The sequence below is a fragment of the Corynebacterium ureicelerivorans genome, from assembly GCF_000747315.1.
GTDB classification, from domain to species: domain Bacteria; phylum Actinomycetota; class Actinomycetes; order Mycobacteriales; family Mycobacteriaceae; genus Corynebacterium; species Corynebacterium mucifaciens.
The window spans coordinates 793993-813110 of the sequence record NZ_CP009215.1 but is presented as its reverse complement, the minus strand read 5'-3'; the positions used below and the strand labels follow the sequence as shown (position 1 = coordinate 813110).

The window sequence follows — 19118 nt, the reverse complement described above, 5'->3', positions numbered from 1 at the left end:
CGTCTGGCGTGTCGCACGTCTCGAGCCGGAATTCACCCTCCCCGTCCGCAACCTTTGTCGGGTTGCCCACGGGATCCGGCATCAGCATCATCTTCGCGGCGCTGTTCACGGGAGCGCTTATCTCCCTGTCGACCGCGCTCATCGGCTGGCCGTTTCTCACGCTGTACGCCGTCGCGGTCATTGCCGTGGTGACCCTGGTCAACCCGAAAGGGCTCTTTCTCAGTGTCGCCAGCGCGCCGATCTTGTTCGTTGGCGCCGTCCTCCTTACAGGCTGGGCAATGGCACGCGGGGATATCGCCGCCGGGGGCGCGTCCGGCAAGGCCGCTCTCCTGCTGGTGTTGTACCCGGTGACCGAGATGTTCCCACTGTTATTCGCGGTGACGCTCGGCTCGTTGGTCATTGCTTCGGTGCGTATCGGGCTGATCAAGCGGTACAACGCGCAACTGCGCAGGCGCGAATCCGCGGAGCGCGCCAGGGTGCATCGCAGCAACCGCCGCACCAACGCCCAAGGCCGGCGTGCACGGGAGCGCGCCGCGTCTGTTTCCGTGCAGGAGCTTCTGCGACGCGCCGATTCCGAGCGAGCGGCGAAAAGGCCCCCGCGAACCGGCTCCTCCAGAATTACGGACCGGCTCGGCGAGGACCTCTACAAGGGCTGACTAGCCTTGCGCCACCGCCGGGTTGTTGCGGCGCGGCAGGCGCAGGTCGCGCGGGAGGGCAAAGGTAATGGTCTCGACCGTGGTGGTCACTTCCTCCACGTCCGTGTAGCCGCGGCGCGCGAGTTCTTCCATCAGCTCTTTCACCAGAATCTCCGGCACGGAAGCGCCGGAGGACACACCCACGGTTTCCACGCCCTCGAACCAGGCGTCCTCGATCTGCGAGGCGTAATCCACCAAATACGACGCCGGGGTGCCGGCCTCTAACGCAACCTCGACGAGCCGGCGGGAGTTCGACGAGTTCTTAGAGCCAACAACAATGACCAAGTCGCACCGAGGGGCGATCTCTTTCACCGCCGCTTGGCGGTTTTGGGTGGCGTAGCAGATGTCGTCGCTTGGCGGGTTTTCCAGATTCGGGTACCGCTCGTGGAGCTTGTCCACAATCACCATGGTCTCGTCCACCGACAACGTCGTCTGGGACAGCCACACGAGTTTTTGGTCCTCGGGGAAGTCAGGCAGGCGGTCGACGCCGTCGACACCGTCAATGAGGTGGGTGATCTCCGGGGCCTCGCCGGCGGTGCCCTCGACCTCTTCATGGCCCTGGTGGCCGACAAGCAGGATGTGGTAACCGTCGCGTGCGAAACGCCGTGCCTCGTTGTGCACCTTGGTGACCAGGGGGCACGACGCGTCCAGTGTGAGCAAGTTGCGCTGCGCGGCGGATTCGCGCACCGCCGGCGAGACGCCGTGAGCGGAGAAGACAAGGTGCGCGCCTTCCGGCACTTCATCGGTTTCGTCGACGAAGACCACGCCACGCTCCTGTAGCGTTTCAACGACGTACTTGTTGTGCACAATTTCCTTACGCACGTACACAGGTGCGCCGTATTTTTCCAGGGCCTTCTCTACTGTCTCCACCGCGCGGTCGACGCCGGCGCAGTACCCGCGGGGGGATGCGAGGAGGACTTTTTTACCCTGATCTGTCATGGAACCAACACTAACCAATCAGCGTCAAAAACAATAGGCGGGCGATGTCGGCCCGCCGGGTAACGTTGCTGAGGCAAACGGGTCAGCACAACGGGTCGAAGAAAGGAACGCACGGTGGCAGAAGCATCGGATTCGCGCAACGCGCCGTCCAAGAGTTCGCCGGAGTCTCCGTGGTCGGTGTCCAAGCTCAACACCTCGGTGAAGGGCTGGATTGATCGCCTCGGGTGGCTCTGGATTGAAGGCCAGCTCACCCAGGTCAACACGAAGCCCTCGTGGAGGTTCTCCTACCTCACGTTGCGCGACACGCAGGAGCAGGCCAGCGTTCAACTCACCGCAGAGACGTCTCTGCTTACCGGGATGCAGGTGCCATTGAAAGACGGCGACCGCGTTGTCGTCCTCGGCAAACCGTCCTTCTACCCCGGCCGCGGCACGTTTTCCATGCGGGTGTCGGAGATCAGGCACGTTGGCGCGGGCGAGTTGCTGGCCCGCATCGAGGCCCTGCGCAAGCAACTCGCGTCCGAGGGGTTGTTCGATCCGGCTCGGAAGCGGCCGCTTCCCTACCTGCCCACCAAGGTGGGGCTGATTACCGGCCGAGGTTCCGCCGCAGAGCGCGACGTCGTCACGGTGGCGCAGGGGCGCTGGCCGGAGGTGCAGTTCGAGATCATCAACACCCCGGTCCAAGGCCCAACCACCGTCCCCGCGGTCATCGAGGCCCTCGGGGAGCTCGACGCGGACCCGGATGTCGACGTGATCATCATCGCCCGCGGTGGTGGCTCGGTGGAGGATCTGCTGCCGTTTTCAGAGGAAGCGCTGCAGCGCGCCGTCGCGGATGCCCGCACCCCTGTCATCTCCGCCATCGGTCACGAGCCGGACAACCCAGTGCTGGACAACGTCGCCGATGTCCGCGCCGCAACCCCCACCGACGCCGCCAAGCGCGCGGTTCCCGACGTCGCACAGGAGCGGATGCTTATCGACGAAGCCCGGGGCCGGATGGCCGCCGCCCTGCGCGGGTGGGTCCGCAGGGAGCGCGATGGCCTGGCATCGTTGCGCTCGCGCCCGTCGCTCGCGGACCCGATGCTGGCGATCAATCGCCACCGCGAGGAGGTGGACCGCGCCGCGGTGTCGATCCGGCGCGACATTTCCCATCTCCTCCAGCGCGAGTCCCAGCACGTCCGCGGGTTGCGCGCCCAGGTGTCCGCCCTCGGCCCGGCGGCAACGCTAGCCCGCGGCTACGCGGTGGTGCAGGTGTTGCCCCGCGACGGTTCCGAGCCCGAAGTTGTGACCTCCATCGATCAAACCCCGCCCGGGTCGCAGCTGCGCATCCGCGTCGGCGACGGCTCCATCACCGCCGCCGCTATGTCCACCACGCAAGCAGATTAAGGAAAGCCCACATGAGCGAAAACACTTTCGGATCCGGCCAGGCCAACGAGAACGCATTGCCGGACCCATCCACCCTCTCCTACGAGCAGGCGCGCGACGAGCTCGTTGAAACCGTGAAGATCCTCGAGCTGGGGCAGATGAGCCTCGATGAATCGCTGAAATATTGGGAGCGCGGCGAGGCGCTGGCTAAGCGGTGCGAGGTGCTTTTGGACGGCGCTTCGCGCCGCGTCGAAGACGCCATCAGTTCCCGACAGGGCGCCGCCGCTACTGGTCAGGGTGCTGAATCGGAGCAGTAGCGAGCGCGGTAGCGATCAATTCCTCGAACTCCCGGTCTTCACCGGCACCCGTGAGGACGAACCGGGCGTCGCCTGCATCGACCACCCATACATCCCGCACGTCCTGCTCCTCGGAGGCGAACACTTCAACCGGGTGCCCGTCCACGTCGACGGTGCGATCCAGCGTGCGCGGCTTCGAATCCGCGTTCTCGATGGCAGCCTCGACGTCAAGCCCCGTCTGGGTGAGCTGGATAAAGCCACGGTCCGGAGTCACCCAACCCACCACTGGGGCAGGCTGGCCGGCGAGCATAGAGCGGCGCGCCGAGTTGGTGATCCACCCTTCCGGCATATCCGGGTAACGCACCGGGAAGCCCACCGCGCGGGACTCCAGATCGAGAAAGGTTTCCGCGTCCACTTCCTGCACCGGCCCCTGCTCGGGCGCGCCCGGATTGAAGGAGCACAGCCCGGTGGCACCGACTGCCACAAGCATCAGCACGACGATGAGGACGGCGTTGATCGCAATGTCTCGCCCGTCCTGGAAAATGCGGGGTTTTTTATCGCTTGCCACGCGCTTCAGTATTGCACGCAGGGCCCCTCCCCCTTAAAAGGTGGGAATACCAACCTCTTTGCGCAGCGGAAGTGACACAATATGGGGGTCATTTTTATCGCCACAGGAGGATCTTCTTCGATGACTGCACCGTCTGACCTTTACCCCGACCGCAACCTCGCCATGGAGCTGGTGCGCGTCACCGAGGCCGCCGCACTGGCCTCCGGCCGCTGGGTGGGACGCGGCCAGAAGAACGAGGGCGATGGCGCGGCAGTCAACGCGATGCGCAAGATGATCAACTCGGTGGAAATGGACGGCGTGATCGTCATCGGTGAGGGCGAAAAGGACGAGGCCCCGATGCTGTTCAACGGCGAGCGGGTGGGCAACGGCCAAGGCGCGGCGGTGGATCTCGCGGTGGACCCGGTCGACGGCACCCGCCTCATGGCTGAGGGCCGCCCGAATGCGATCTCCGTGATCGCGGCAGCCGACCGGGGTTCCATGTTCAACCCCCAAGATGCGTTCTACATGAACAAGATCGCCGTGGGCCCGGAAGCAGCCGGCACCATCGACATCACCGCCCCGGTCGCCGCGAACATCGAGGCCGTGGCGAAGGCGAAGGGCATCCGCACCTCGGACGTGACCGTGGTGGTGCTCGACCGCCCGCGCCACAACCAGCTTGTGGACGACATCCGTGCCGCTGGCGCCAAGGTTCGTTTCATCATGGACGGCGACGTCGCCGGGGCCATCGCAGCCGCGCGGGATGTCAGCTCCATCGACATTGCTATGGGTATCGGCGGCACCCCGGAGGGCGTCGTCACGGCGTGCGCGCTGAAGTGCCTCGGCGGTGAGATCCAGGGCATGCTCGCCCCGCAGGACGACCGGGAGCGCGAGAAGGTGCTGGCGGCCGGCCACGATCTCGACCGCGTGCTGGGCATCAACGACCTTGTCACGTCCGACAACTGCTACTTCGCTGCCACCGGCGTGACCAACGGCGACATGCTGCGCGGCGTGACGTACCGCAAGTCGGGCGCGACCACCCGCTCGCTGGTCATGCGCTCCAAGTCCGGCACCGTGCGCTTCGTGGAATCCCAGCACCAGCTGGCGAAGCTGCAGGACTACTCCGTGGTGGACTACTCCGACCCGAACGACTAAATCGCGCCCAAGACAACAGCTTGCACGAGCAGGTTGTTGCAGAAGTGCAAAATGAGCCCGGCCCACAGCGACTTATGCCAACGAGTTGAAAGTGCCAGGGCGATGCCCATGAGCCCCGTATACAGCATCGCCGGCGGGGCGATGTGTGCAAGGCCGAATAGAATCGCGCTGCCGATGACGCTCACGGCAGCGGGGGCGACCGTGTCCAGGTAGCCCATCACGAGGCGCCGGAACACGATTTCCTCAAGAAACGGCCCCACCGTTAAGTAAGCAATAAGGGTGAGGACGATGCCAAGGTTGGAGCCGTCGTTCGCCACCGACTCCCCTGTCGGCTCCAGCCCGACCAGCGGGCCGATGAGCGCGGCCCCGGCTCCCGCGAACAGCACTGCGGCTGGGAACTCCCACAGCAAGTGCCACCCCTTCGCACCCAGCCGGTGAAATCCGAGTGGGATCCCGCGCCGCTTGAGGTAGCGCAGCAGGAAGATAGTGGGCACCGCAAGCGCCACCAGAATCAATACTGGGAAGAGCGTGAGCAGCACTGCGCGCGAGACTTCGAGGCGCAGAAGCACGAACGCTTGCGCGATAAGAAGCGCATCGGCAACTACCACGCACGCGAGCCCCACCAGCGCATCCCTCAAAGCGGGGGCTTGCGGGGCGTTGTGTTCGGTCATTTCGTCTCCTCGTCGTGTCTGGTTCATGCATAATCGTCCAATGGACAGGCACGCACGCACCTTACAGTGCGGGGCGTGCACGATAGAGTTGCAAAGGACACATGATGGCTGATCAGGAATACCGCATCGAACATGACACCATGGGCGAGGTCAAGGTGCCCGTCGACGCCCTCTGGCGCGCGCAGACGCAGCGCGCGGTGGAGAATTTCCCCATCTCCGGCCGCGGTCTGGAGGCGCAGCAGATCCGCGCGCTCGGCTTGCTCAAGGCGGCCTGCGCGCAGGTGAACAAGGACCTCGGCAACCTGGACGCCGAGAAGGCCGACGCCATCATCGCGGCGGCGAAGGAGATCGCGGACGGCAAGCACGACGACCAGTTCCCGATCGACGTGTTCCAGACCGGCTCCGGCACCTCCTCGAACATGAACACCAACGAGGTCATCGCCTCTATTGCCAAGGCCAACGGTGTTGAGGTCCACCCCAACGACCACGTCAACATGGGTCAGTCCTCCAACGACACCTTCCCCACCGCGACCCATGTCGCCGCGACCGAGGCCGCTGCGAACGACCTCATCCCCACGCTGAAGGTGCTCCAGGAGTCGCTGGCAACCAAGGCCCGTCAGTGGCACGAGGTGGTCAAGTCCGGTCGCACCCACCTCATGGACGCCACCCCGGTCACGCTTGGCCAGGAGTTCTCCGGCTACGCCCGCCAGATTGAGCTCGGCATCGAGCGCGTGGAGGGAACGCTGAACCGCCTCGGCGAGCTCGCCATCGGTGGCACCGCGGTCGGCACCGGCATCAACACCCCGGCCGAGTTTGGCGGCAAGGTCACCGAGGAGCTGAAGAAGCTCACCGGCGTCGAGCAGCTTTCCGAGGCCAAGAACCACTTTGAGGCGCAGGCCAACCGCGACGGCCTCGTGGAATTCTCCGGCGCGATGCGTTCCGTCGCCGTGAGCCTGTACAAGATCGCCAACGACATCCGCTTGATGGGTTCCGGCCCGCTCGCCGGCTTCGCCGAGATCCACCTGCCGGACCTGCAGCCGGGCTCCTCCATCATGCCGGGCAAGGTCAACCCGGTGCTGTGTGAGACCGCGACGCAGGTTTCCGCGCAGGTCATCGGCAACGACGCCGCCGTCGCGTTCGGCGGCACCCAGGGCCAGTTCGAGCTCAACGTGTTCATCCCGATGATGGCGCGCAACGTGCTGGAGTCGTCCCGCCTGCTGGCCAACACGGCCCGCCAGTTCGCCACCAAGCTTGTAGACGGCATCGAGCCGGACGAGGAGCGCATGCGCACCCTCGCCGAGTCCTCCCCGTCGATCGTCACCCCGCTGAACTCCGCGATCGGCTACGAAAACGCCGCGAAGATTGCTAAACACGCGGTCAAGGAGGGCATCACCATCCGCCAGGCCACCATCGACCTGGGCTTCGTGGACGGCGAGCAGCTCACCGAGGAGGAGCTGGATAAGCGCCTCGACGTGCTCTCCATGGCGAACACCGATCGGAACTAGACCGGAACTAGAATCTGCCCCCAGCACATCACTTCGAGCTGGGGGCTTTCTCATGCCTGATTCTTTCTCCGAGCTGCGCACCGCTGGCGGCCCGAACAAGCCGTGGGTTATCGGTGGGGTGCTCGCGCTCATCACCGCCATCATCGGCATCGCGCTCGCGGCTGCGTACTGGTACTCCAACCCCCGCCCGACGCCGACAAATGACATTCCCGCCACCGTGACGGTGACCGCGCAGCCACAGCTGCCTATCGACGATCCTTCGGCCCCTACCGGCACCTACACCGGCACGCTGAACAGTTTGGAGGACAACGCGAAGGTGAAGGCTTGGCCGGCGGTCGCCACGTTTGGTGGCGGCACCGCGTCGGTGACCTACCCCCTGACTGGATGCACCGCGCTCATCACCCAGGACGGCACATCCATTCCGTTGACGAAGGGGTGTAATGACGGGCAGGGCCGTTGGGACGTCGAGAAGCTTGACCCCGGGATTGTGAAACTGAGGTACCTCGAGGGCGCGAACGCCCTGGTAGAAGGCGAGCTTTCAGCGGGCTTGCCATAACGTGCACCGGGTGTAATATTGCACCCCGTGCAAAATGAAGGGATCCGAGAGCAGAAGCGCCGCGAGACGAAGCAGCGCATCCGCGACGAGGCCGCCCGGCTGGTGGAGGAACACGGCTACGACAACGTCACCGTGGACGACATCTGCCGCGACGCCGGCATTTCGCGGCGCACCTTCTTCAACTACGTCGACTCCAAGGACGAGGCCATCTTAGGGTCCTTCCCGTTCGCGTTCAGCGATGAATCCCTGACCGCGATCGAGCGGACCCAAAGCGACAACGTTCTCGAGCTTGTCATCCGCTCCATCGAGGTCGCCCCCGGCGGCTTCGACGGGCCGGCCACGGCGTGCCGCAGAGAGATGCTGGAGAAAAACCCCGGGCTCCTGCAGGCGGAGGCGGCTCGCAAGCGCGGCTTTCTCACCCAGGTGGGCCGCGCGGTCTACGACCACTTCGAGCAGTTCCCCGACGACCGGCGGCACACCGGTTCGCTCGAGGACGAAACGCACTTCATCGTCGCGCTCTTCCAAGGGGTTGTAAGCCGCTACCTCTGGCACCCGCCCGACGGCGGCGACCCAATCGCCCAGCTCATCACATACGCCCAAGATCTTTCGAACTACGCAAAGGACATGCCATGGTAGATACGGCAGAAACACGCGCAGCCGACACGCCGAAGACCGGCGCTGGCGCCCCAAACGTCGGCATCATTTTTTCCGCCTTGCTGCTCACGATGTTGATGAGCTCGCTCGGCCAGATGATCTTCGCCACCGCGCTGCCCACCATCGTCGGTGAGCTCGGCGGCGTCGACCACATGAGCTGGGTCATTTCCGCGTTCCTGGTCACAATGACCATCGCCATGCCGGTCAACGGCAAGCTCGGCGACATCCTCGGACGCAAGTGGCTCTACATCACGGGCATCGGCCTGTTCGTTGTGGGTTCCGCCCTCGGTGGCTTCGCCAACACCATGGAGCTGCTCATCATCGGCCGCGCGGTCCAGGGCTTGGGCGCCGGCGGCATGATGGTGAACTCCCAATCCATCATCGCCGAGGTGGTCCCCGCCCGCGAGCGCGGCAAGTACATGGGTGTGATGGGCGCCGTGTTCGGCGTTGCCTCCGTGCTGGGCCCGGTGTTGGGCGGCTGGTTCACTGACGGTCCCGGCTGGCGTTGGGCGCTGTGGATGAACATCCCGCTGGGCTTGCTCGCCATGACCGTGTGCGTGGTTGTGCTGAAGCTGCGCCGCGGCTCTGCGAAGGGCATGCACTACGACTACCTGGGCACCACGCTGATGGTGGTGGCAACCACGTCGCTGATCCTCACCACCACGTGGGGCGGCACCCAGTACGAGTGGAGCTCCCCCACCATCATCGCCACCAGTGTGATCGCGCTCGTTGCCGCGGTGGTATTCGTCCTGGTGGAGCTTCGCGCAACGAACCCGCTCATCCCGATGGACCTGTTCCACAACCGCAACATGGTGCTGACCACGCTTGCCGGCACCGTGCTGGGCTTGGCCATGACCAGTGGCCTGGCGTACCTGCCCACCTACCTGCAGATGGTGCACCAGCTCACCCCGACCGAGGCAGGTCTCATGATGCTGCCGATGGTCGTGGGCATGCTGGTCACCGGAATGGCTGTCGGCTTCATCATCTCCAAGACCGGCCGGTACAAGATGTACCCGCTCGTGGGCATGCTGGTGACCACGCTGGGCCTGTACCTGTTCTCCACGTTGAAGGTGACAACCTCGCTGACCATGCTGGGTGTGTACATGTTCATCTTCGGCTTCGGCCTCGGGCTGGTCATGCAGGTGCTCGTCCTCATCGTGCAGAACTCGTTCCCGCTCGCGAATGTGGGTACCGCAACCTCCACGAACAACTTCTTCCGCCAGATCGGCGCATCCATCGGTGCCTCCCTGTCCGGGTCGTTGTTCATCCACAACATGCGCGACAACCTGCAGGAGCGGCTGCCGGAGGCGTTGGCTCAGCTCGGCCCCGAGGGCGCGGAGTACGCGCAGCGCTTCGGCGAAGGCGGCGCGAACCGCCTCACCCCCGAGCTGGTTGCGCAGCTGCCGGCGCCCGTGAAAGAAGCGGTGCTGACCTCCTACAACGACGGCCTCACACCGGTGTTCCAGCTGATGGTTCCCCTAGTCATCGTCGCCTTCCTGCTGCTTCTGCCGGTGCGCGAGGAAAAGCTCAAGGAGGACCTGAGCTAGGATTCACGCGACATCGGCAAGATGAGCTCGTAGATGTCGCAATCGCGCCACTGGCCTCGGCGGTCGCCGTAGGCCATCTGGGCCATGTTGTGGAACGTGCCCACCTTCTCAAACCCACGGGATCTGTGCAGGCCCGCGGATCCCTCGTTTTCCGGGAAGATCCAAGAATGGATGGACCACTTGTGCAGGTCAATGCAGGTCTGAATGAGGTGGTCGAGTAACGCTCCGCCAATGCCGCGGCCGCGCGCATCGGGGTGCGTGTAGATCGAATCCTCCACCACCCCGTAGAACACCGCCCGGGACGAGGCTTTTGCGGCGCCCACCCAGCCGAGAATTGTGTTCTCGTCCTCCCCATCGACGGCGACAAACACCGTCTCCATGATCTTTTTCCGGGAGAACTGCTCCCAGGTCTGCCCCTGGGTCTCCCAGGAGGCGTTGCCGGTCTGCAGCCCCATCTCATAGATGCTGCGTACCTGCGGATAGTCCTCCGGTCGGATGGGCCGGATGAAAAAGTCCGATTTCTGCATGCGCCCCATTGTCCAGAAGGGCGTGAACGCGCGCAAGCATGCAAAGGCGCCACCCCGCATCCGCAGGGTGGCGCCTGAAACGTCGAGCCGAATTACTTCTCGGTGACGATTGCGGTAAAGGCATCGTCGGTGCCGCCGCGGGTCCACTCGATGGTGCCGTTCTCGAACTCCTGGGTCCAGCCGGACTTGTCTGCGTTCTCGGTCTCCGGGGCAACCGGGAAGCCCAGCTTCTTGTCCAGGCGGACATCGGTCATCCACTCGTTAGCGATCTGGCCCCAGGTGGGAGCGCCACCGGTGTTCTCGTTCCAGGTGACGTAGTGCTCGTTGTCGTAGGTGACGATCCAGCCGCCGTCGGTCTCCTCGACCGCCATCGGCTCGCCCCACTCCGGCATCGCGTACTCGTCCATCGCAGCGACGACACCAGCCGGCACCATGGCGGTCGCGCCGTCGGCGGTGGTGATCTCCTCGGTCGCCTCGGCGTCGGCAGCAGCGGAGGTGGTGGATTCCTCAGCCGAAGTCGTCTCGGTAGCCGTATCGGTCTCCGTCGCGGTCTCGGAGACAACCTCGGTGGAGGTCGGCTCAGCGTCGTCGTCGTTCGAGCAGGCAACCAGGCCGGTCGCACCAATCGTCAACGCAGCAGCGGAAGCAACAATCTTACGGGAAAACATGATCTGTGCCTTTCGTTTGTGGAACAAGTCCATCGTCCATTATGAACATCGAGTTAACGTCGGGTCCGCTTCCCACCTGATCGGGGGTGATTAGTCCCGCGGGAGGAACGCACGGTGCGGCCCCGCGTCACGCCGACGAAGTCCTGCACAACGTCGGAATCGTCCACCTTGCGCCACACCAGAGCAATCTCGGTCTGCCCAGCCGCCTCCCCGTTCAGCGGAAGGGCCTTGATCTGCTTGCGCGCAAGGTTTTTCAGCAACGGCAGCGGCGCGTATGCCACACCGACGTTCGCCGCGACCACCTGCAGGGCAGACCGAAGGTCGTCGATAGGCGACTGCCCGGAAAAGTTGACGATTTCTTCCGCGAGATCCTCCCGCGTAACCTCCCCCACCTCGGCGTACACCGAGTCCTTCGGCACCGCGACCCCTGGCGCCTCCTCGTACAGGCGGACGACATGGTGCTCGTCGCCTACCCGTTCGTCCGGAAGCCGCATCAGCGCGGCCGTCGCTTGCGTGCCGACGAGCGAGAACGGGTCGTCGGACGGGACCGCCTCGAGGCGATCCCCGGTGAGCTCCTCGTAGCGACGGAACCACTTGCCCGGTTCAGTGCCGGTAGCGAAGGCGATGGTGAGCATGACGCTCAATGCTACCGTTTTGCTATGACTGATCAGACTCCCTCCGGCACCGCGATGAAGCCGGTGACCGCCGCAAAGAAACTGGGAATTTACCTCCCCGCCACCCCGCAGGAGTTCCAAGATGGTGCGGTGACGCACGCGGAGCTGCGCGAGCTGCAGGACAACCCGCCGCAGTGGCTACAGGAACTCCGGCTGCGCGGGCCCCACCCGCGCCCCGAAGTCGCCCGGAAGCTCGGCATCTCCGTCACCGCGCTGAAAAACGCCGGCGCGGAGCAGGCGATGACCACCGACGAGATTCGTGCACTGCTTGAAGACCAGCCGGAGTGGCTGCAAAAAGCCCGCGCCACTCTCGCCGAGCAGCGCGGGCACGGGGGCTCAAGCGACGGAGCCGAAAACCCCGCCGCTGGCGACGACGACTAGAGCATCTTCCAGTCTTCGAGGCCCGGGTAGAGCGGGTACTGCTGCGCCAGCGCACGGACCCGGCCGCGCAGCGCCTCGATGTCGGCGTCCTCACCCTTGATCAGGGTCTCCGCGATGATGTCGGCGACCTCGCGGAAATCCTCCTCGCCGAACCCGCGGGTAGCCAAGGCGGAGGTGCCGATGCGCAGCCCAGACGTCACCTTCGGCGGGCGCGGGTCGAACGGCACAGCGTTGCGGTTGACGGTAATGCCCGCGGCGTGCAGCAGGTCCTCAGCCTGCTGGCCGTCCATCGGCGAGTTGCGCAGGTCCACCAGCACGAGGTGAACCTCGGTGCCGCCGGACACGACGGAGACGCCGGCCTCACGCGCGTCGTCGGCAAGCAGACGCTCCGCCAGCACCTTCGCACCCGCGAGGGTGCGCTGCTGCCGGTCCTTGAACTCGTCGGTGCCCGCGATCTTGAACGCGGTGGCCTTTGCGGCCACGACGTGCATGAGCGGCCCACCCTGCTGGCCCGGGAACACCGCGGAGTTCAGCTTCTTGTGCAACTCCACGTCGTTGGTGAGGATGAAGCCGGAACGCGGCCCGCCCAGCGTCTTGTGCACGGTGGAGGACACGACGTGCGCGTGCGGCACCGGGTTCGGGTGCAGGCCCGCTGCCACGAGGCCGGCGAAGTGCGCCATGTCGACCCAGAGGTAGGCGCCGACCTCGTCGGCAATGGAGCGGAACTCCGCGAAGTCCTCGTGGCGCGGGTACGCGGACCAGCCGGCGATGATGACCTTCGGCTTGACCTCCCGGGCCTGCTCGCGCAGCTTGGCCATGTCGATAAGGTGGGTGTCCTCCTCCACCTGGTAGGCAGCCACGTTGTAGAGACGTCCGGAGAAGTTGATCTTCATGCCGTGGGTGAGGTGGCCGCCGTGCGCCAAGTCGAGGCCCAAGATGGTGTCACCCGGCTCAGCCAATGCCATAAGCACAGCGGCGTTCGCCTGGGCGCCCGAGTGCGGCTGGACGTTGGCGTACTCCGCGCCGAACACCGCTTTGGCACGGTCGCGGGCAAGGTCCTCGACCACGTCGACGTGCTCGCAGCCCCCGTAGTAACGGCGGCCCGGGTAGCCCTCCGCGTACTTGTTGGTCAGCACCGATCCCTGCGCCTGCAGCACGGAGCGCGGCACGAAGTTTTCGGAGGCAATCATCTCCAAGGTGTCGCGCTGGCGCGCCAGCTCGGCCACGATTGCGGCGTGCACCTCGGGGTCGTAGGTGGCCAGATCCTGGTAACGGAGGTCTTCAGACACTTCGACCGGGTCCTTTCTTCTCGCGTTGGTAACAACATGTCGAAGTATAGGAAACCCGCTGCGCCAAGAAGCGAGATTCATTCCCCTTTTCCCCTGGGTGTAACAATGGTGGCTATGTCACGAGCCGATTCGTCGCCGTACCTCGACTTCCACCGCGAGGATTGGCGCACACGCCGCGCCACCATGCCCCAGGTGCTCACGGAGGCGGAACTGGAGGCGCTCTCCGGGATCGGCGAGAACCTCGACCTGCAGGAAGTCGAGGACATCTACCTGCCACTGTCGCGCCTGATTCACCTCCAGGTACGGGCGCGGCAAAAGCTGACCAAAGCGACCGAAACCTTCATCGGTGGAGACCCCGGGCACGTGCCCTTCATCATCGGGTTGGCGGGATCGGTGGCTGTGGGCAAGTCCACCACGGCGCGCGTTCTGCAGGTCTTGCTGCAGCGGTGGGACTCGCACCCGCGGGTGGACCTTGTCACCACCGACGGCTTCCTCTACCCCAAGGCGGTGTTGGAAGAGCGCGGCATCATGCAACGCAAGGGCTTCCCGGAATCCTACGACCGCCGCAACCTCATGCGCTTTGTCACCGAGGTAAAATCCGGGCAGCCCGTGGTCAAGGCCCCGATCTATTCCCACGAGGCCTACGATATCCTCCCCGACGAGTGCATCGAGGTCCGCCAGCCGGACATCCTCATCCTCGAGGGGCTCAACGTATTGCAAACAGGGCCCACCCTGATGGTCTCCGACCTGTTCGACTTTTCCATTTACGTGGACGCGAAGACCCAGGACATCGAGCGCTGGTACATCGAGCGCTTCCTCAAACTGCGCGACACCGCATTCCGCGAACCCGGTAACCACTTCGCCGACTACGCGACAATGGACGATGCCGCCGCCGCGTACGCCGCGCGCGAGCTGTGGCAAACTATCAACCTGCCCAACCTGATGGAAAACATCCTGCCCACCCGCGTGCGCGCGTCGCTCGTGCTGCGCAAAGACTACGACCACACAGTCCAGCGTGTACGCATGCGCAAGTTGTAACTATTTGCCGAACCTGCGGGAGCGCTGCGAATAATCGCGCAGCGCGCGCAAAAAGTCGATTTTGCGAAACGCTGGCCAGTAGGTATCCGTGAACCAAATCTCAGAATACGCCGCCTGCCAGAGCAAAAACCCGGACAGGCGCTGCTCGCCGGAGGTGCGGATGACCAAGTCGGGGTCCGGCTGGCCCGAGGTGTACAGGTGCTCCGAGATGGATTCCACGGTGATTTCGGGCGCCATGTCCTTGGCGGCGACTCCGGCGTGAGCTTTGGCGTCGATAAGCGAGCGCACCGCGTCCACGATCTCCTGCCGCCCGCCGTAGCCTACCGCGATGTTGACGGTGAGCCCGGGCTTTTCGTCAGTGGTAGCGGCACTGTCGCGCATCCGCTTAGCGACGTCCTCCGGCAGCAGCTCGAGATGCCCCACCAACCGCACGCGGCAGGTGTCATGCTCCGTGGCGAGGTCTTCGATCACCCCGGAGATGATGTCGAAGAGCAGCTCCACCTCCTCGGTGGTGCGCTGTAGGTTTTCCGTGGACAGCAGGTAGATGGTGAGCACGTCGATGTCCATCTCCGCCGACCAACGCACTAGCTCGCCGATCTTTGCGCCCCCAACGCGGTGCCCGTGCGAGATGTCCGCAAAGCCCGACTCGCGCGCCCACCGCCTGTTGCCGTCAGCCATCACGGCGATGTGCCGCGGGCGCTTCTTGCCGCGGAGCTCGCGTTTCAGGCGCGCCTCGTAAAGCGGATAGAGCGGGTATCGCAGCTTGGAAAGGACAGACACGGTTGCAACTCTAGCCAGCTAGAAGGCGCTTTTCTTCCGCTGGTCCTTAAGTCCAGCCTTTTCCATAGCGGCATCTATGGCCTTCTCATCGAACGGGTCGATGCCACGCGCCTCCGCGAAAGCCTGGCGGCGCTTGAAGCGGGAGAACCGGCGGTGGAACGACCAGCCGATGAACAGCACCACCACACCCAGTATGACAAGCAGCAGCAGACCGATCGGCGACGCCTTGCCAAAGTCCGGCCCGACCGGGGTCTCCCCCGGAGCTTGCGCGAGGACCCAGTTGGCGGCGTTTGCGGCGGCGACGGTGAACGTGGTCATTTACTTCTCCTCCTCGATGCCCGCGAACAAGTCCGTCTCCGGCAGTGTCGTGTCCACTCGGCTGGCGGCCAACTCGAATTCCTCGGTGGGCCACACCACTTGCTGGTCCTCGACGGGGCTGGCCAAGAACGCCCCGGCCGGGTCGATCTGCGTGGCGTGCGCGGTCAGCGCATCGGCGCGCTGCTGGAAGTAGGCGGCGCACTCGACCTGCGTGGTCACGCGGTCGAACACATCGCCCTCGTTTTCCTCCCACCGTTTGATCATTAGCTCGTACGGGCTCTTCTGGCCACGCTGGATCAACCGCTCCTGCAGTAGCTTCATCCGCCGCAGGATAAAGCCGTGGGAGTAGTACAGCTTGAGCGGAGTCCACGGTGCGCCGGCCTCGGGCGCGAAATCGGGATCTCCCGCGCGCTCCCAAGCGATCAAGGACACCGCGTGCACCATCAGGTGGTCCGGGTGCGGGTACCCGCCGTTTTCGTCGTAGGTGATGATCACGTGGGGGCGAAACTCGCGGATTTGCTCCACGATCTTCACCGCCACGTCTTCCGGATCCTGGACGGCAAACGATCCCTCGGGCAGCGGCGGCAGTGGGTCGCCCTCCGGCAGGCCTGAATCCTCGTAACCCAGCCACACGTGCTCGACGCCGAGCGCCGCGGCCGCGCGGGCCATCTCCTCGCGCCGCACGTCCAAGATGTTGTCCAGCACCCCCGGGCAGTCCATTGCGGGGTTGAGCACGTCGCCGCGCCTGCCGTCGGTGCAGGTCACCACGAGCACCCGGTTACCCTCCGCGGCGTATTTGGCCATGGTGGCCGCCCCCTTGGAGGATTCGTCGTCGGGATGGGCGTGAATTGCCATCAAACGCAAGCCGGTCACTCGATCACTCCAACGTCTGTAGGGCCAGTTCTTTACCTTCGCCTCATCTTAGTACGATCGACCCCGAAGTCCTTACCACCTGCAAGGAGCCGTTTCTGTGAGTACTGCGAGCCCAGCCACCAACCCCCGCCCCTCCGACCGCTACGGCTCGAAGGCCGGATCCGGCTCCATCGGCGGCAAGGTGGTGGCCGTCGTCTCCGTCCTCCTCGTGGGCGCGCTGCTGTTCTTCGGCGTGAGAACAATCATGGACCGCTTCAACGAACCCGTCCGGGCCGAGTTCATTTCGCAGGAGCGTCTCGACGACACCACCGGCAGGCTCTGGATCGACGTCACCCGCAAGCACCCTGACACTCCCGCGTACTGCATCGTCACTGCGGTGGACTACTCGCACGCGGAGGTGGGCCGGCGCGAGGTCATCTTGCCCGCCGGTGCCGAAGAGCGCTCCCGCATCGCTGTGGACCTCCCGGTGCGAGAACCGCTCGTGTCAGGACGTATCTATGGCTGCTCCGAGAACCTTCCGTTCTACATGGACCCGGAAAGCACGTTTTACGCAGCACGCTAGCGGGTTTCGGCACCGCGCCATGTGGTAATCTTTCGGCCGTATATCTGCACACTTCGGCCCGCTAGCGGCGGGCCTATTTCACGTATCAGGGAAGGTTGAGACCTTTATGGCTGAAACCCAGCAGCAGTACATCACTCCCGAGATGAAGGCCAAGCTCGAGGCCGAACTGCAGCAGCTCATTGACAATCGCCCGGTCATCGCCGCCGAGATCAACGAGCGCCGCGAGGAAGGCGACCTGAAGGAGAACGCGGGCTACGACGCGGCCCGTGAGCAGCAGGATCAGGAGGAGGCGCGCATCAACCAGATCTCCGAGATCCTGTCTAACTCCACCACCGAGCGCTCCGGTGTGGTTGAGGGTGTCGCCCACGTGGGTTCCGTGGTGCACGTGTACTACGACGGCGACGAAGACGACCGCGAGACCTTCCTCATTGGCACCCGCGCGGCCTCCACGGACAACGCAGACTTGGAGACGTACTCGGAGAACTCCCCGCTCGGCGCAGCTGTTGTGGGCGCCTCCGAGGGCGAGACCCGCACGTACACGGCTCCAAACGGCCGAGAGATCTCTGTCACCGTCGTCTCCGCCGAGCCGTATGATTCAGACAAGGCCTCCACGCCCCGCGCGAAGTAGCCAAAACTTTTCCCGTTTCCAACGATAGGAATATCCCTGTGATTGCCACCTCTTCCCGCAAAGTAGTAGCCGGAGTCGCCGCCTTGGCAGCGCTCGCCCTGGCAGGTTGCACCCCTCCGCACCAGAACCCGTCCGATGAGAAGGTTGACACGGCCACCAGCCAGGACCCGACCTCCCTCAAGGGCGTCGGCGGCACAACCGCTCAGGCGACTTCGAGTGCTGAGGCGACCAACGTCACCGAAGCCAACGGGCTGAGCCAGGAGCGCACGACCACAGCCTCCGCTGCTGCTGGCACCCCGACATTCAACAACTGTGGCGCCACCGGGCTGGTGCGTCCGGAGCGCCTGACCGTGGACTGCCAGAAGCAGGACGATTTCCTCGAGGACATCGTGTGGGATCAGTGGGGCGAGGACCTCGCGGAGGGCACCGCGACCCGCGTGGTGGTCTCCCCCGACAACCGCGAAGAAGGCGTGAAGGTTGTGCTGGGCAACCCGGAGATGGTTGACGGTGAGGTAGTCTTCACCACCATCTCCGTCGACGGCCAGTCGGTGGTCCCTGACAACGAGTACTAGGCCGACACGAAAAAAGCGCCTCGCGCCGGAGAACCCGGTGCGAGGCGCTTTCTTGTTCGCTTCTTAGCGGTCGTTGGAGAAGTAGGACAGCAGGCGCAGGATCTCGGTGTAGAGCCAGACCAGCGTCACGGCCAGACCCAGGGCGACGCCCCAGGACGCACGCTCCGGCGCACCGGTGCGGACGAGCTTGTCCGCTAGGTCGAAGTCCTGCAGGAACGACAGGGCCGCAAGCACAATGCAGACCACGCCAAAGACGATGGACAGGGTGCCGCCGTCGCGCAGCGGGGAGGTTCCGGCGAAGATGGCCAGCAGGAGGTTACCCAGGGCCATGATCGCGACGCCGAAAATGGCGCCCGTGAGCACGCGGTTGAAACGCGGGGTGACGCGGATCGCACCACGACGGTAGACCACCAGCATGCCGATGAACACACCGACCGTGCCCAGGATGGCCTGGAAGATCATTTGGCCAGCGTCGGCGCCGCCGACGGTGAACCAACCCGAAACCAAAATCGAGAAGCCGCCGAGGAACAAGCCCTCAAACGCGGCGTAGATGAGGGTGACAACGGGCGAGCCGAATTCACGGCGGAACGCGTGCACCAGGGTGGTGACGAACCCGCCGATGGCGCCGACGATGGTGAGCATGGAGCCGAGGCCGATGTTGCCGCTGGCGTAGATGGCGAAGTTGACGGCGGCAAACGCGATAATGACGGCCAGCGTGATACCGGTCTTGGTCACTACGTCGTCCACCGTCATCGGGCGGTCTTGGTTGATGTCGGGCGCATACCCCGGCAGGGTGGCGGTCTGGCCGGCCTGGTAGCCGTAGCCGTTATTCGCCTCCGCCTCCGGCAGATTGCGCAGAACGGGGTTAGTGCTTCTCACGTCGCACA

General features: G+C 64.7%; 24 protein-coding genes. 13 read left to right on the top strand and 11 right to left on the bottom strand.

Annotated elements, in window-relative coordinates; translation table 11 throughout:
• Positions 1 to 8 precede the first annotated feature (8 nt).
• Positions 9 to 656 carry a DUF6542 domain-containing protein gene (locus CUREI_RS04160; RefSeq protein WP_201773340.1) on the top strand — a complete coding sequence of 216 codons (648 nt, stop codon included), beginning with the start codon at positions 9 to 11 and terminating at the stop codon, positions 654 to 656.
• Here CUREI_RS04160 and CUREI_RS04155 read toward each other — a convergent pair whose 3' ends face one another.
• On the bottom strand, positions 657 to 1634 hold the full coding sequence (locus CUREI_RS04155; protein WP_038610804.1) for a 4-hydroxy-3-methylbut-2-enyl diphosphate reductase: 978 nt from the start codon (positions 1632 to 1634) through the stop codon (positions 657 to 659).
• 114 nt (positions 1635 to 1748) lie between these two features.
• Here CUREI_RS04155 and xseA point away from each other — a divergent pair, with 114 nt between their 5' ends.
• Positions 1749 to 3014, top strand: coding sequence for an exodeoxyribonuclease VII large subunit (xseA, locus tag CUREI_RS04150; RefSeq protein ID WP_038610801.1), 1266 nt, complete (start codon positions 1749 to 1751; stop codon positions 3012 to 3014).
• Between the two features lie 11 nt (positions 3015 to 3025).
• Positions 3026 to 3310, top strand: coding sequence for an exodeoxyribonuclease VII small subunit (locus tag CUREI_RS04145; RefSeq protein ID WP_038610798.1), 285 nt, complete (start codon positions 3026 to 3028; stop codon positions 3308 to 3310).
• On the opposite strand, the gene CUREI_RS04140 is transcribed toward CUREI_RS04145, so the two are convergent.
• Positions 3279 to 3857, bottom strand: a complete 579-nt coding sequence (locus tag CUREI_RS04140) for a DUF4245 domain-containing protein (RefSeq protein ID WP_038610795.1) — start codon at positions 3855 to 3857, stop codon at positions 3279 to 3281. The genes CUREI_RS04145 and CUREI_RS04140 overlap by 32 nt on opposite strands.
• A 120-nt stretch (positions 3858 to 3977) precedes the next feature.
• Between CUREI_RS04140 and glpX the strand changes: the two genes are divergently transcribed.
• A complete protein-coding gene (gene glpX, locus CUREI_RS04135) occupies positions 3978 to 4988 on the top strand; it encodes a class II fructose-bisphosphatase (RefSeq protein WP_038610792.1) in 1011 nt (336 codons plus the stop codon).
• On the opposite strand, the gene CUREI_RS04130 is transcribed toward glpX, so the two are convergent.
• Positions 4985 to 5659: a CPBP family intramembrane glutamic endopeptidase gene (locus CUREI_RS04130; RefSeq protein WP_038610789.1), complete on the bottom strand. Its 675-nt coding sequence runs from the start codon at positions 5657 to 5659 to the stop codon at positions 4985 to 4987. The two genes, glpX and CUREI_RS04130, sit on opposite strands and share 4 nt — an antisense overlap.
• A 104-nt stretch (positions 5660 to 5763) precedes the next feature.
• Between CUREI_RS04130 and CUREI_RS04125 the strand changes: the two genes are divergently transcribed.
• From CUREI_RS04125 to CUREI_RS04110, 4 genes are read left to right on the top strand one after another with little or no spacing between them, the layout of a single operon-like run.
• The gene (locus CUREI_RS04125) at positions 5764 to 7164 is read left to right on the top strand and encodes a class II fumarate hydratase (RefSeq protein WP_038610786.1); all 1401 of its coding nucleotides are present in this window, start codon (positions 5764 to 5766) and stop codon (positions 7162 to 7164) included.
• 52 nt (positions 7165 to 7216) lie between these two features.
• Positions 7217 to 7720: a hypothetical protein gene (locus CUREI_RS04120; protein WP_038610783.1), complete on the top strand. Its 504-nt coding sequence runs from the start codon at positions 7217 to 7219 to the stop codon at positions 7718 to 7720.
• A 27-nt stretch (positions 7721 to 7747) separates the two neighbouring features.
• On the top strand, positions 7748 to 8356 hold the full coding sequence (locus tag CUREI_RS11570; protein WP_051952193.1) for a TetR/AcrR family transcriptional regulator: 609 nt from the start codon (positions 7748 to 7750) through the stop codon (positions 8354 to 8356).
• On the top strand, positions 8350 to 9921 hold the full coding sequence (locus tag CUREI_RS04110; protein ID WP_038610780.1) for an MDR family MFS transporter: 1572 nt from the start codon (positions 8350 to 8352) through the stop codon (positions 9919 to 9921). Before CUREI_RS11570 ends, CUREI_RS04110 begins: the two co-directional genes overlap by 7 nt.
• On the opposite strand, the gene CUREI_RS04105 is transcribed toward CUREI_RS04110, so the two are convergent.
• From CUREI_RS04105 to CUREI_RS04095, 3 genes are all read right to left on the bottom strand, one after another.
• Positions 9918 to 10448, bottom strand: a complete 531-nt coding sequence (locus tag CUREI_RS04105) for a GNAT family N-acetyltransferase (protein ID WP_051952388.1) — start codon at positions 10446 to 10448, stop codon at positions 9918 to 9920. The genes CUREI_RS04110 and CUREI_RS04105 overlap by 4 nt on opposite strands.
• Before the next feature lie 92 nt (positions 10449 to 10540).
• Positions 10541 to 11116: a hypothetical protein gene (locus tag CUREI_RS04100; RefSeq protein WP_158407450.1), complete on the bottom strand. Its 576-nt coding sequence runs from the start codon at positions 11114 to 11116 to the stop codon at positions 10541 to 10543.
• A 53-nt stretch (positions 11117 to 11169) separates the two neighbouring features.
• On the bottom strand, positions 11170 to 11751 hold the full coding sequence (locus tag CUREI_RS04095) for a LysR substrate-binding domain-containing protein (RefSeq protein WP_038610774.1): 582 nt from the start codon (positions 11749 to 11751) through the stop codon (positions 11170 to 11172).
• 24 nt (positions 11752 to 11775) lie between these two features.
• Between CUREI_RS04095 and CUREI_RS04090 the strand changes: the two genes are divergently transcribed.
• Positions 11776 to 12171: a DUF5997 family protein gene (locus CUREI_RS04090; protein ID WP_038610771.1), complete on the top strand. Its 396-nt coding sequence runs from the start codon at positions 11776 to 11778 to the stop codon at positions 12169 to 12171.
• Here CUREI_RS04090 and glyA read toward each other — a convergent pair.
• Complete coding sequence (gene glyA / locus CUREI_RS04085) at positions 12168 to 13460, bottom strand: serine hydroxymethyltransferase (protein ID WP_038610768.1); 1293 nt, start codon at positions 13458 to 13460, stop codon at positions 12168 to 12170. The two genes, CUREI_RS04090 and glyA, sit on opposite strands and share 4 nt — an antisense overlap.
• Positions 13461 to 13574: 114 nt before the next feature.
• On the opposite strand from glyA, the gene coaA reads away from it, so the two are divergent.
• Entirely contained in the window at positions 13575 to 14498 is a 924-nt protein-coding gene (gene coaA, locus CUREI_RS04080) for a type I pantothenate kinase (RefSeq protein WP_038613916.1), read from the top strand.
• On the opposite strand, the gene CUREI_RS04075 is transcribed toward coaA, so the two are convergent.
• The 3 genes from CUREI_RS04075 to mca are packed head-to-tail and all read right to left on the bottom strand — an operon-like array spanning position 14499 to position 16469.
• Entirely contained in the window at positions 14499 to 15296 is a 798-nt protein-coding gene (locus CUREI_RS04075; RefSeq protein ID WP_407919156.1) for an isoprenyl transferase, read from the bottom strand.
• Positions 15297 to 15596 (bottom strand): hypothetical protein, encoded by a 300-nt coding sequence (locus CUREI_RS04070; protein WP_038610762.1) that lies wholly within the window; start codon positions 15594 to 15596, stop codon positions 15297 to 15299.
• A complete protein-coding gene (gene mca / locus CUREI_RS04065; protein WP_038610759.1) occupies positions 15597 to 16469 on the bottom strand; it encodes a mycothiol conjugate amidase Mca in 873 nt (290 codons plus the stop codon). It abuts the gene before it with no gap.
• A gap of 97 nt (positions 16470 to 16566) precedes the next feature.
• On the opposite strand from mca, the gene CUREI_RS04060 reads away from it, so the two are divergent.
• The 3 genes from CUREI_RS04060 (at position 16567) to CUREI_RS04050 (ending at position 18231) form a co-directional block, all read left to right on the top strand.
• A complete protein-coding gene (locus CUREI_RS04060; RefSeq protein ID WP_038610757.1) occupies positions 16567 to 17031 on the top strand; it encodes a DUF4307 domain-containing protein in 465 nt (154 codons plus the stop codon).
• 106 nt (positions 17032 to 17137) lie between these two features.
• Entirely contained in the window at positions 17138 to 17659 is a 522-nt protein-coding gene (greA, locus tag CUREI_RS04055) for a transcription elongation factor GreA (protein WP_038610754.1), read from the top strand.
• A gap of 38 nt (positions 17660 to 17697) precedes the next feature.
• Positions 17698 to 18231 carry a hypothetical protein gene (locus CUREI_RS04050; RefSeq protein ID WP_038610751.1) on the top strand — a complete coding sequence of 178 codons (534 nt, stop codon included), beginning with the start codon at positions 17698 to 17700 and terminating at the stop codon, positions 18229 to 18231.
• Positions 18232 to 18294: 63 nt separating this feature from the next.
• Here CUREI_RS04050 and CUREI_RS04045 read toward each other — a convergent pair whose 3' ends face one another.
• Positions 18295 to 19110 carry a Bax inhibitor-1/YccA family protein gene (locus tag CUREI_RS04045; RefSeq protein WP_038610748.1) on the bottom strand — a complete coding sequence of 272 codons (816 nt, stop codon included), beginning with the start codon at positions 19108 to 19110 and terminating at the stop codon, positions 18295 to 18297.
• Between the last annotated feature and the right edge of the window lie 8 nt (positions 19111 to 19118).